This is a genomic window from Streptomyces sp. ATLC9, from assembly GCF_057196705.1.
The window spans coordinates 1-11,094 of record NZ_JBXUOY010000180.1 but is presented as its reverse complement, the minus strand read 5'-3'; the positions used below and the strand labels follow the sequence as shown (position 1 = coordinate 11,094).

11 protein-coding genes are annotated in these 11,094 nt (G+C 74.3%); 4 read left to right on the top strand and 7 right to left on the bottom strand.

Annotated elements, in window-relative coordinates; all coding sequences use genetic code 11:
- Positions 1 to 443 precede the first annotated feature (443 nt).
- On the top strand, positions 444 to 971 hold the full coding sequence (locus tag AC2CJA_RS18270; protein WP_484603770.1) for a GNAT family N-acetyltransferase: 528 nt from the start codon (positions 444 to 446) through the stop codon (positions 969 to 971).
- A gap of 91 nt (positions 972 to 1,062) precedes the next feature.
- On the opposite strand, the gene AC2CJA_RS18265 is transcribed toward AC2CJA_RS18270, so the two are convergent.
- The 5 genes from AC2CJA_RS18265 to AC2CJA_RS18245 all read right to left on the bottom strand — a co-directional run bounded on the left by AC2CJA_RS18265 (position 1,063) and on the right by AC2CJA_RS18245 (position 5,730).
- Complete coding sequence (locus AC2CJA_RS18265) at positions 1,063 to 1,509, bottom strand: hypothetical protein (RefSeq protein ID WP_484603769.1); 447 nt, start codon at positions 1,507 to 1,509, stop codon at positions 1,063 to 1,065.
- Positions 1,502 to 1,870, bottom strand: a complete 369-nt coding sequence (locus AC2CJA_RS18260) for a hypothetical protein (RefSeq protein ID WP_484603768.1) — start codon at positions 1,868 to 1,870, stop codon at positions 1,502 to 1,504. Before AC2CJA_RS18260 ends, AC2CJA_RS18265 begins: the two co-directional genes overlap by 8 nt.
- 829 nt (positions 1,871 to 2,699) lie before the next feature.
- On the bottom strand, positions 2,700 to 3,422 hold the full coding sequence (locus AC2CJA_RS18255) for a MerR family transcriptional regulator (protein WP_484603767.1): 723 nt from the start codon (positions 3,420 to 3,422) through the stop codon (positions 2,700 to 2,702).
- Positions 3,401 to 3,949 carry a hypothetical protein gene (locus tag AC2CJA_RS18250; protein ID WP_484603766.1) on the bottom strand — a complete coding sequence of 183 codons (549 nt, stop codon included), beginning with the start codon at positions 3,947 to 3,949 and terminating at the stop codon, positions 3,401 to 3,403. The genes AC2CJA_RS18255 and AC2CJA_RS18250 overlap by 22 nt, the downstream gene beginning before the upstream one ends.
- Before the next feature lie 149 nt (positions 3,950 to 4,098).
- Positions 4,099 to 5,730 (bottom strand): ABC-F family ATP-binding cassette domain-containing protein, encoded by a 1,632-nt coding sequence (locus tag AC2CJA_RS18245; RefSeq protein WP_484603765.1) that lies wholly within the window; start codon positions 5,728 to 5,730, stop codon positions 4,099 to 4,101.
- A gap of 419 nt (positions 5,731 to 6,149) precedes the next feature.
- Between AC2CJA_RS18245 and AC2CJA_RS18240 the strand changes: the two genes are divergently transcribed.
- Both AC2CJA_RS18240 and AC2CJA_RS18235 read left to right on the top strand, forming a co-directional pair.
- Entirely contained in the window at positions 6,150 to 6,836 is a 687-nt protein-coding gene (locus AC2CJA_RS18240; RefSeq protein ID WP_484603764.1) for a nitroreductase family protein, read from the top strand.
- Positions 6,833 to 7,483, top strand: a complete 651-nt coding sequence (locus AC2CJA_RS18235; RefSeq protein WP_484603763.1) for a nucleoside/nucleotide kinase family protein — start codon at positions 6,833 to 6,835, stop codon at positions 7,481 to 7,483. Before AC2CJA_RS18240 ends, AC2CJA_RS18235 begins: the two co-directional genes overlap by 4 nt.
- Before the next feature lie 70 nt (positions 7,484 to 7,553).
- On the opposite strand, the gene AC2CJA_RS18230 is transcribed toward AC2CJA_RS18235, so the two are convergent.
- On the bottom strand, positions 7,554 to 8,882 hold the full coding sequence (locus AC2CJA_RS18230) for a DUF1206 domain-containing protein (protein ID WP_484603762.1): 1,329 nt from the start codon (positions 8,880 to 8,882) through the stop codon (positions 7,554 to 7,556).
- A 238-nt stretch (positions 8,883 to 9,120) separates the two neighbouring features.
- Between AC2CJA_RS18230 and AC2CJA_RS18225 the strand changes: the two genes are divergently transcribed.
- Positions 9,121 to 9,816, top strand: coding sequence for an ester cyclase (locus tag AC2CJA_RS18225; protein WP_484603761.1), 696 nt, complete (start codon positions 9,121 to 9,123; stop codon positions 9,814 to 9,816).
- A gap of 98 nt (positions 9,817 to 9,914) precedes the next feature.
- On the opposite strand, the gene AC2CJA_RS18220 is transcribed toward AC2CJA_RS18225, so the two are convergent.
- On the bottom strand, positions 9,915 to 10,895 hold the full coding sequence (locus tag AC2CJA_RS18220; protein WP_484603760.1) for an acyl-ACP desaturase: 981 nt from the start codon (positions 10,893 to 10,895) through the stop codon (positions 9,915 to 9,917).
- Between the last annotated feature and the right edge of the window lie 199 nt (positions 10,896 to 11,094).

Genomic DNA, 11,094 nt, shown 5'->3' with positions numbered 1-11,094 from the left:
GGCCACCGCAGCGAGGGCGGCATCCGCCTCTACCGCAGGCTCGGCTACACCCCGGTGACCTCCGAAGCGGTCTCCTCCCGGCTGAGCACGGTGGGCCTTCCCACCGGCCCGAACTCCCCGCCGGCGGCCGGCCAGGGGGTCGAGTCCGCCGACCTCGAACAGACCGTGCGGCCGCACTGGCGGACCGCCGCGCCGCTCTCCCACCGGGCCCCGCCCACCGTGAAACGACCCGGGAGTTGGGAATCTCACAGGGCGGTCTCGGACCGATTCGTTCCCGTTGCATCGATTGCCTGCGCAGAATGCTCACGGCGGAGGTTGCGCCCCCCGAACCAGGGGGAAGGGTGCGATGAACCACCGGCGTCATCAGGGCAGACAGTTCGGGCGCGCGACCCTCGTTCAGCACACGCGCCCGGACGTGACGAGACATGGGGAGACGTGCGCACATGGGAACGAGCGTGACCATCTCGGCGGCGACGGACGAAGACGCCGAGCAGATCCTCAAACTGCAGTACCTGTGCTACCAGTCCGAGGCCGCGCTCCACGGCGACTACGGCATCGAGCCGCTCACCCAGACCCTCGGCGACCTGCGTGCCGAACTGGCCCGCGGCTGCGTGCTCGTGGCCCGGCTCGGCGAGGAGGTCGTCGGCTCGGTGCGCGGCCGTGTCGAGGACGACGGCACGGCGGTGATCGGCAAGCTGATCGTCCACCCCCGCATGCGGCGGCACGGTCTCGGCGGGAGGCTGCTGTCCGCGGTCGAGGAGCGGCTGGCGCGGGAGCGGTCCGCCAGGCGCTACCGGCTGTTCACCGGCCACCGCAGCGAGGGCGGCATCCGCCTCTACCGCAGGCTCGGCTACACCCCGGTGACCTCCGAAGCGGTCTCCTCCCGGCTGAGCACGGTGACCCTGGAGAAGACTCCCGGGTGCTCGCCGGAGGGCGGCGGGGTCTCCCGGACGTACGCCGCCAGCGCCTGACCGGCGCCTCGTCCGCGTTCCGCACGCGCGGCCGTCCCGCGATGCCCACCGGGACGGCCGCACGTGCCGGGGCCCAGAGGCGTTCCCGCGCTCAGGCCGCTCCGGCGCCGGCGGGCGAGCGGCGCAGCCACAGCAGGCCGACCACCGGCAGGACCAGCGGGAGCAGCAGATACCCCAGGCCGTAGTCCGACCAGACCGTCGCATCGGGGAAGGCCGACGGATCCAGCACCGTCCAGGTGCCGACCGTCAGCACACCGGCCAGCTCGGCGGCGCAGCACACCAGCGCCACCCGGCGGGCGCCCCTGCCGCCGCGGACCAGGGCGACGGTGATCACCACGTACACCGCCGCGGCCACCGCGGAGAGGACGTACGCCAGCGGGGCCTCGTCGAAGCGGGTGGAGAGCTGGTAGACCGAGCGGGAGGTGGCGCCGACCGCGAAGACCGCGTACAGCGTGACCAGCAGCCGGCCCGGCCCACGGCTCAGACCCGGCCGCGGGGGGTGCCCCGACGGCACCGGGGGGCCCGGGGGTTCAGCCATGCCCGCCTCCCCACACGTCGTACAGCCGCACCTGGAGCACCGCCATCACCACCGCGCCCGCGGCGACCGTCGCGGAGCCCCAGCGGGTCCGCTCGGCCAGCGACATGAAGCCGACCGCCGGCACGCAGGCCGCCACGCCCAGCAGGTAGGAGACGAAGACCACCGTGCCGCCGTCCGGCTTCTCGCCGCGCGCCAGCTGTACGACGCCGACGACCAGTTGCACCAGGGCGAGTACGGTCACCGCGGCCATGCCGGCGAAGTGCCAGTCCTTGGTCGGCTGGTCCCGGTAGGCCGCGAAGCCGCACCAGGCGGCCAGGGCGAGCGCGGCCACGGCGACCGCGACCGTCAGCGGGGTGAGCATGTCGGCACTGTATTCGAGTCCGTCGTCGTGGACGGAACGACCCCTCGCGAAGCGCTCCCGAAGCCTCTCCGGAGCTCCCCCGGACCCTTGCCGACCGTGGCCTTGACCACATGCCGGCCCGCTTCCCGGACGGCCCGCGAACAGCCTCCGCGCAGGTGGCGGCGGGCGCGGCGGCTTCTTCGAGGAGCGGACGGGACGGACGCCGCACACCTCGGCTGTCCATTATCCGGACGGTGGCGTCCGTTTTTTACGTGTAGAGGCCAGGGGTCTGCTTTACTCGTCCGCATGACCGCGACGAGCTGCCGCACCCCTGCGACCGAGGCGACCACGACGCCCGGTGCTCGCCGCATGTGTCGAATGTGTGACCGCTGAGGGCCCCCGTCTGAGCCGCCTCGCGCCCCGAAGCGAGACCTGGGCCTCCCTCTCCCGGCGGTACGCCGGGGGCCGCCCGGCCCCGCGCTCACCCGCCGTCCGTCCGTCCGCCCGAGGCGTGATCCCGGACGGCCGGCTCCCGCCCCTTTCCGTCAGGAACACCCCCGTGGGGGGGGGGGGGGCGCCCCCCCCCCCCCCCCGCCGCCCGCTTCCCGGGTTCCGGCCCCGGCACGGGACCTGAGAGACGCTTCCGGAAAGCGGGCCCGCCCGAGCGCCGGATCGCTTCCGCACGATCGGCAGGCCGCTCGTGCGTCGCGGCCCCTGGCCCGGCACCGGTCCCGATCCCGTCCGCGGCCCCGGTCTCCGCCCTCGGGCCGCGGACGGCCGGGGAGGCCGTCCAGGCCGCTCCGTCCTGCCGGTCCTCGCAGGTGTACCCCCGGAGCCGCCGCGTGGCGGGTCACCCCTCGTCGGGGAAGGACGCCTTCAGTTCCTCGCGCATGGAGCGCTGGAAGGCGGTCACCAGCGCCTGCACGATCATGGGCTGCATATGGGCCGACAGCGTCCGCATCGTCTCCACCTGCTCGGGGTCGGACTCCCGCAGCCGGTAGGGCTCCCAGACCTCCTCCTTGAACATCCCGCTCAGCTCGCGGGCCGCCTCACGACTGTGCTCCAGGACCACCTCGCGCGCCGCCAGCAGAGTCTTCAGCGAGACGGGCACCTCCAGCAGCCGCATTCCCAGCCGCAGGATCACCGGGTCGATCCGGAAGACATCCGGGTCACCGGTCCGGGCCAGGGCGTTCATCGCCGCCAGCCGGTCGAGGTCGTCCTCCGTCAGAGGCCGCCCGGCCCGCCGCTCCAGCTCCCCCCGGGTGGCCTCCGCCTCGGCGTCCGGCGCCCAGGAGGCCACCAGGGCCCGGTGCAGGGCCAGGTCCTCGGGGCTGAGGCCGGGGGGCAGCCGGCGCAGATAGCGCTCGATGGCCGCCAGGGTCATCCCCTGGTGCTGCAACTCCTCGATCAGCGCGAGCCGCGACAGGTGGCCGGGCCCGTACCGCCCCACCCGGCGCGGCCCGATCTCCGGCGGCGGCAGCAGCCCCCGGGTGGAGTAGAAGCGGATCGTGCGGACGGTGACGCCGGCGCGCGCGGCCAGCTCGTCGACGGTCAGGGAGGCAGCCGGATCCATATCGGACAGTATTGCTGTCTCACCGCGGTTGTGAAACCTCCTCCGGCGCCCCGGGGACGTCGGGGCGCCCTGCGACCAGGTCCGACAACCGGTCCCACAGGCGCGTCACCGGCTCGCGCAGCCGCCGCGAGCGCCACGAACACCGCCTCGACCGACAGGCGCCCCTCCTGCGCCCAGTAGACGTCGCGCAGCCGCAGGATCAGGGCGAACTCGTCGGGGACGAGGGCCGAGCCGACACCGAACAGCGCGGCCGCGGCGGCCCGCCGGCCGGTGAGACCGGCCGGTACGGCGAAACCGACGATCCCGCCGAGCAGCATCATCACCACGCCGAACACCACATGGTGGATGTGCAGACCGCCGGGCTCGACGTTCCCCGGCCACCAGCGGACTCCCGCCCTGATCATCCGGGTCGGGAACCGGATGGACGCGAACCCGGCGATCATGCCGGTGAAGAAGCAGAAGGGGGGCGACCGACCGGTGTCCATGATGGTCTGCCGGAACCACTCGCCCAGGTCGGCCTCGCTCACACGCTGCCGGACGGGACCGCGCACGACCGGCGGGGCGAGCCGGACCGGGGCGGCGGGGACCGCCCGCCCCGGTCCCGTTTCCCTGCCTCCTCCCAGGCTAAGCCGCCCGCCGTCCCGTCCGCCCGCCTTCCCGGCCGGCCCCGGACGGACTACAGCGGACCGGTCTCGGACAGCTCCCCGTCCAGCAGCAGCCACCGGGTGATCCCGACGTCCCGCAGGAACGCCACATCGTGGCTCGCCACGACCAGCGCGCCCTCGTAGCCCTCCAGCGCACCGGTGAGCTGCCGCACGCTCGCCATGTCGAGATTGTTCGTCGGCTCGTCCAGCATCAGCAGCTGCGGCGCCGGCTCGGCCAGCATCAGCGCCGCCAGCGCCGCCCGGAACCGCTCACCGCCCGAGAGCGTCCCGGCCGGACGGTCCGCCCGCGCACCCCGGAACAGGAAGCGCGCCAGCCGCGCCCGGACGCGGTTGTCGGTCGCCCCCGGCGCGAAGCGCGCCACGTTCGCCGCGACCGACAGCGCGTCGTCCAGCACGTCCAGACGCTGCGGCAGATACCGCACCGGGACGTGCGCCACCGCCTCGCCCGCCGCCGGCTCCAGCTCCCCGGCGACCGTGCGCAGCAGCGTGGTCTTGCCCGAGCCGTTGCGACCGACCAGCGCCACACGCTCCGGTCCGCGCAGCTCCAGCTCCGCGCGGGCCCCGCAGCGCAGCTCCACAGCGCGCAGCGTCAGGACGGTACGGCCGCGCGGCACGGCGGTGCTCGGCAGGTCGACGCGGATCTCGGCATCGTCCCGCACCGCCTCGGCGGCCTCGTCCAGCCGCTCCCGCGCCTCCTCCAGCCGCTCCTCGTGCAGGATGCGGTGCTTGCCCGCCGAGACCTGCGCCGCGCGCTTGCGCGCTCCCGCCACGATCTTCGGCAGCCCCGCGGTGGAGGCGGCCTCGCGGCCCTGGCGCATCCGCCCGGCGAGCTTGTCGTGCGCCTCGACCAGATCGCGCTTCTGCCGCCTGACGTCCGCCCTCGCCGCGCGGACCGCCCGCTCGGCAGCCTCCTGCTCGGTGGCCAGGGCCTCCCGGTAGGCGTCGTAGTTCCCGCCGTACCACTGGACTCCGCCGTCGCGCAGATCGGCGATCCGGTCCATGTGCCGCAGCAGCTCGCGGTCGTGGCTGACCACCAGCAGCACCCCGCTCCAGGAGTGGACGGCCTCGTACAGCCGCCCGCGCGCGGTGATGTCGAGGTTGTTCGTCGGCTCGTCCAGCAGCAGGATCCGCGGCCGGGCCAGCAGCAGCGCGGCCAGCCGCAGCAGGACCGCCTCGCCGCCCGAGACCTCGCCGATGGCGCGGTCCAGGCCGATGTGTCCCAGACCGAGCCGGTCCAGGACGGCGCGGGCGCGCTCCTCCACGTCCCAGTCGTCGCCGACGGCCGTGAAGTTCTCCTCGCTCGCCTCCCCGGCCTCGATGGCGTGCAGCGCGGCGCGGGCCTCGGCGATGCCCAGGGCCCGGTCCACGCGCAGCGCGGTGTCCAGATGGACGGTCTGGGGAAGATGACCCACCTCGCCCGTGGTGCGCACCGAGCCCCCGGCCGGGGTCAGCTCGCCCGCGATCAGCCTCAGCACAGTGGACTTGCCGGCGCCGTTGAGGCCGACCAGCCCGGTGCGGCCGGGGCCCGCGGAGAACTGGAAGTCCTCCAGCACGGGGGTGCCGTCCGGCCAGGTGAAGCGCACCCCGGCACAGACGACGGACGGATGGGACGGTGCGGGGGAGCGGGAAGGGGAACGGGCCATGCGGGCCTCCTGCTGCTCTCGGTACGGAAAGGGAGCGACACGCGGGAGGCACCGGGAGACGACGCCGTACGACGGAGGGGGAGCGCGCGGGAGGCGTGGGGGCCGGGGAACCCCCGGACGGGGACGGTCCGGCCGTCACGGCCCGGCCGGAGGGCGGCTCACAGCCCGAGGTCGTCGCACGTGCGGATGCCGCGCGGACGTACAAGCGTCCGGCGGTCCGGTGCCTCATGACCTCAGGCGAGCAACGGCCTTCTCCGATCGACGACGACAGGGCCGGGAAAGACGTTAGGGCGGGCGTGGTGGTGCCGCAAACGGTTTTCCGCCGTGCGCCGCCGTGCGCCGCCGGACGGGCGTAAGGGCGCGGGAACGGGCGTGCCGCGGTGTTTACCACCGCCCGCGGGTGTGCTGTGCTGCGGCATATGGACCGTACCAATGGGCTCGCCGAGGAGCCGTCCGCCGCGTACCCCACCGTCCCGCACCGGCCGCCGCACGTCCCCGCCGAGGAGGCCGAGAGCCGCGCCCGCGCCTTCCACGACGTGATGGCCCGCCGCCGGACCGTGCGCGACTTCTCCGCCCGCCCCCTGCCCGACGGCGTCCTGGAATGGGCCGTCCGCACCGCCGCCACCGCACCCAGCGGGGCGAACGTCCAGCCCTGGCGCTTCGTCGTCCTCACCGACCCGGGACGCAAGGCGCGGCTGCGCGAGGCCGCCGAGGCCGAGGAGCGGGAGTTCTACGGCCGCCGCGCCTCCGACGAGTGGCTCCAGGCCCTCGCGCCGCTGGGCACCGACTGGAGCAAGCCGTTCCTGGAGACCGCGCCCGCGGTGATCGTGGTCTTCGAGGTCCACAAGGGGCCCAAAACCCCGCGCCCCTACTACACCAAGGAGTCGGTCGGCATCGCCGTCGGCCTGCTGCTGGCCGCCCTCCACCAGGCGGGTCTGGCCACCCTCACCCACACCCCCAGCCCGATGCGCTTCCTCAACGAGGTCTGCGACCGCCCGCCCGAGGAGCGCGCCGCCTACGTCATCCCGGTCGGCTACCCTGCCGACGACGCGAGGGTCCCCGCCATCCGCCGCAAGGAGCTGGAGCAGGTCATGGTGCGGCTTTGACGCCTCCGGTCCGCGGCGCGTTCACGCCCGTCACCCGGGAGCGGGCGGTCGGCGCTCTCGCCGACCCCCTCGCCGCCGCCGAGGCCGCCGACGGCTCGCCCTGGCTGCGCGCCGCCGTGGACGGTGCCCCGGCAGCCCTGCTGCGGGAGTGGGCGGACGACCTGGCCGAGGCGCTGCGGCTGCGCGGCCGCCCGGTGCACCGGGTGAGCGCGGCCGGCTTCCTGCGGCCCGCCTCCCTGCGCCTGGAGTACGGCCACCGGGACCCGGACGCGTACTACGACCTGTGGCTGGACGACGGCGCCCTGTGGCGCGAGGTGTTCGGCCCGCTGGGCCCCGGCGGCACCGGCCGGGTGCTGCCCGACCTGTGGGATCCGGCCACCGACCGCGCCACCCGCAGCCCGTACGCCGAACTGCCGCCCGGCGGCGTACTGGTGATGGACGGCCGGCTGCTGCTCGGCCGCGGCTTCCCCTTCGACCTGGCGGTCCACCTGCTGCTCACCCCCGCCGCCCTGGCCCGCCGTACCCCGGCCGAGGACCACTGGACGCTGCCCGCCTACGCCCGCTACGAGGAGGAGGCGCGGCCGGGACGGGCCGCCGACGTGGTCGTCCGCGCCGACGACCCCCGCCACCCGGCCTGGACCGGCTGACCCGGCGTCGCCCGGCAGGGCCGCCGGCGCCCGGGGCCGGAAGGCGGCCGCCCCGTTCTCCGGCCCCCACTCAGCCCTTGTGCCAGCGGGCCAGCGCGAACAGGAACAGCCCGTACAGCGCCAGTCCCGTGGCGACCGCCGCCAGCAGCCACGGGCCGGCCGGGGCGGCGGCCAGGGTGCGCAGGGACTCGTCCAGGCCCTTGGCCTCGTCCGGGTCGTACCGCACGGCCGCCAGGACCACGAAGCCGCCCGCCACCGCGAACACCACCCCGCGCGCGAGGCCGCCCGCCACACCCAGCACGTCCACGGCGCGGCGCACGCGCGCCGGAACCGGGCCCAGCTCCTCGCGGAACCTGTACCGCAGCGCCCGCACCCCGCTCCACGCGCCGACCGCGACGACCGCCAGGCCCAGCGCGCCGACCAGCCAGCGCCCCACCGGCAGCTCGAACACCCGGGAGGTGAGGTCCTCGGGCCGGTCGCCGCTCGTCCCGCCGTTCCCGGTTCCCGCGGCGAAGGTGATCGCCGAAGCGGCCAGCACGGCGAGCGCCGCGAACCGGGCGGCCGAGCGCAGCCGCTCCCTGGGCGTGTGGCCCTTCGGGCGCGCCGCGCCCAGTACGGCCTCCGAAAGCCGCCACAGGGCCAGCCCGGCCAGCCCGATGCCGACCGCCCACACCAGGAAGTTCCCGAACGGCTGCTGCGCCAGCTCCCGCAGTGCGCCGCCGCTGTTCGCCTCGCCCTCCCGGTCTCCGAGGGCGATCCGCAGGGCCAGCAGACCGATCAGCAGGTAGATCACGCCGTACGCGGCCAGCCCCCAGCGGGCGGCGGCCGTCATGGCGGAGCTGTGCGCGGCCCGTCTGGCGCCTCCGCGTATCGAGGCCGGTGCCGATGTCGATGTCGATGTCCTCATACCGCCCCGTCTGCCCCCGGCGGGCGCGCCGACGCGCGGGCGGGGGCCGGGAAATCGTCTGCCGGCGCCCGGCGGGGTCCGGCAGCCCGGCAGCTCCCGGCGGGCCGCCTCCCCCGGGGCCCGGGCGCGCAGGGCGGTGGGAGGGTGCAGCTCGAAGACGCCCGTCTCCCGGTCCCGGAGCCGCTGGTCGACGAGCACCTCAAGCCGCGGTGCGCCGAGTGCGGCGGCGCGGTCCGCCATCGTCTCCCAGGTCTGCCGCGCACGCAGGTAGGGGGAGCAGACCACCAGATCCGGCCCGGCGCCGGGAGTCTGCCCGGCCAGCCAGTCGCCCAGCGCCGACGCCTGCGCGGTGCCTGATCCGGACGGGGGGACATCGCGGTCGCGGCCCGGCACCGGTTCGATGGAGCCGGACTCCTCGGCCGCGGCGAAGGCCGCGTTGGCCGTGCTCCGCCCGTGCCGGGCGGCCCACAGGCCGCCCAGTGCACAGGGCACCACCAGGCCCGCGCGCAGGCCGGTCCGGCCGGGGGCGCAAGCTCATGGGACCTTTCCACGGGATCCGTCGCACGACCGGGGCGGGGAGCGGGGTCTCCACGCGGTGCCGGGCATCCGGTCCTCAGCTGTGGAAGACATCGCGGAAGAAAGAGATTAAAGCAGTAAGTGGGGACATGTCGTGCATGGTGGCGATAGCCTGGAACTGCCTCGGACTCTTTCGACGGCGGGAGGCGACACCATGACGTTCATCCAGGTCATCGACTGCAGGACCCACCAGGCCGACGAGCTGGACCGGCTGATGGACGACTGGGTGCAGGCGACCCAGGGCAAGCGGACGGCCACCCACTCGGTCGTCGCGCGCGACCGCTCCGACCCCGACCACGTGGTGGAGATCGTGGAGTTCCCCTCCTACGAGGAGGCGATGCGCAACTCCCACCTGCCCGAGACCGACCGGGTCTTCCACCGGCTGGTGGCGGCCTGCGAGGGGGAGCCGACCTTCACCGATCTGGAGGTCTCCCGGGACGAGCAGCTCAACACCGGTGTGGCCCGCACCTTCGTCGAGGAGGTGATCAACGGGCGGAACCTGGACGCGGCCGACGGGCTGTGCACCGACGACTACCGCGAGCACGATCCCTCACTCTCCTCCTACGAGGTCAGGCTGGCGCAGGCCAAGGAGGAGAACCAGGAGATCCTGGAGGCGTTCCAGCCGGTGATGGTCATCGAGGATCTGTTCGCCGAGGGCGACAAGGTCTGCGCGCGGCTGTCCTACACCGGGCGCCACTCAGGGCCGTACCAGGGGCTGGAGCCCACCGGCAGGGAGATCACCGGGACCGGCCACGCCACCTTCCGCTTCGAGGACGGGAAGATCGCGGAGAGCTGGTGGAACTGGGACGACCTCGGGCTGCTGCGGCAGGTCGGCGCCGTCGGGATCTGACCCGGAACCGGACCGGCTGACCGGCCCGACCGGGGCGGCCCGGACGCGTCCGTGTGGGGAGGCGCCCGGACCGTCCGCCCGTCAGGGGCGGGGGCCGCTCAGGATGCGGCGGCCGCCTTGCGGGCCCCGATGCGCGCGCGGCGGGCGGCCAGGCGCTCGTCCAGCCTTCGGGCCTCGTCGTCCAGGCCGTCCAGGTACAGGCCCAGCTCCTCCTGGGCCTTCAGGCCCTCCGGGCCGAGTCCGCCGATCTCCATGACCCTCAGATGGCGCAGCACCGGCTGGAGCACGTCGTCGTGGTGGATGCGCAGGTTGTATATTCCGCCGATCGCCATCTGCGCGGCGGCCCGCTCGAAGCCGGGCATGCCGTGGCCGGGCATCCGGAAGTCCACCACCACGTCGCGCACCGCCGACATCGTCCGGTCCGGGGCCAGCTCGAAGGCCGCCCGCAGCAGGTTGCGGTAGAAGACCATGTGCAGGTTCTCGTCGGTGGCGATGCGGGCGAGCATCCGGTCGCAGACCGGGTCGCCGGACTGGTGGCCGGTGTTGCGGTGGGAGATGCGGGTGGCCAGTTCCTGGAAGGCGACGTAGGCGACGGAGTGGAGCATCGAGTGCCGGTTGTCGGACTCGAACCCCTCCGACATGTGCGCCATCCGGAACTCCTCCAGCTTCACCGGGTCCACGGCGCGGGAGGTCAGCAGGTAGTCGCGCATCACGATGCCGTGCCGTCCCTCCTCGGCGGTCCAGCGGTGCACCCAGGTGCCCCAGGCGCCGTCGCGGCCGAAGAGGGTGGCGATCTCGTGGTGGTAGCTGGGGAGGTTGTCCTCGGTCAGCAGGTTGACCACCAGGGCGGTGCGGCCGATGTCGGTGACCTTGGACTGCTCCGGCTCCCAGGGGTCGCCGCCGAGCGGGCCGTCGAAGTCGCGGCCGTCGCTCCAGGGGACGTACTCGTGCGGCATCCAGTCCTTGGCGACCTTCAGATGACGGTTGAGCTCCTTCTCCACCACCTCTTCCAGGGCGTAGAGCAGACGGGCGTCCGTCCACTGCTCCGAGCCGGGGGCGTGCGGGGTGGCGAGGGTCATGAAGGCTCCACGGGGGGCGACGACGGGAAACGGTACCTACGAGAGCGTAGGTTACGAAACCGTAGGTTGACGGGCCCGAAAAAGGCAATATCGGTTCCGTGAGCAGGCACGGACGGTGCGTGCCCGGGGGTGGGACCATGGAGCCGGCGGAGCCGTGGAGGGGGCGCGGAACCGCGGAGGCGGGGGCGGCGCTGTGCGC

Bases quoted from the DNA above. Each gene is read 5' to 3' on its own strand.
- AC2CJA_RS18260 (WP_484603768.1), bottom strand. From the start codon at position 1,870: ATGCTCACCCCGCTGACGGTCGCGGTCGCCGTGGCCGCGCTCGCCCTG.
- AC2CJA_RS18255 (WP_484603767.1), bottom strand. From the start codon at position 3,422: ATGGATCCGGCTGCCTCCCTGACCGTCGACGAGCTGGCCGCGCGCGCC.
- AC2CJA_RS18245 (WP_484603765.1), bottom strand. From the start codon at position 5,730: ATGGCCCGTTCCCCTTCCCGCTCCCCCGCACCGTCCCATCCGTCCGTC.
- AC2CJA_RS18220 (WP_484603760.1), bottom strand. From the start codon at position 10,895: ATGACCCTCGCCACCCCGCACGCCCCCGGCTCGGAGCAGTGGACGGAC.
- AC2CJA_RS18240 (WP_484603764.1), top strand. From the start codon at position 6,150: ATGGACCGTACCAATGGGCTCGCCGAGGAGCCGTCCGCCGCGTACCCC.
- AC2CJA_RS18270 (WP_484603770.1), top strand. From the start codon at position 444: ATGGGAACGAGCGTGACCATCTCGGCGGCGACGGACGAAGACGCCGAG.
- AC2CJA_RS18225 (WP_484603761.1), top strand. From the start codon at position 9,121: ATGACGTTCATCCAGGTCATCGACTGCAGGACCCACCAGGCCGACGAG.
- AC2CJA_RS18265 (WP_484603769.1), bottom strand. From the start codon at position 1,509: ATGGCTGAACCCCCGGGCCCCCCGGTGCCGTCGGGGCACCCCCCGCGG.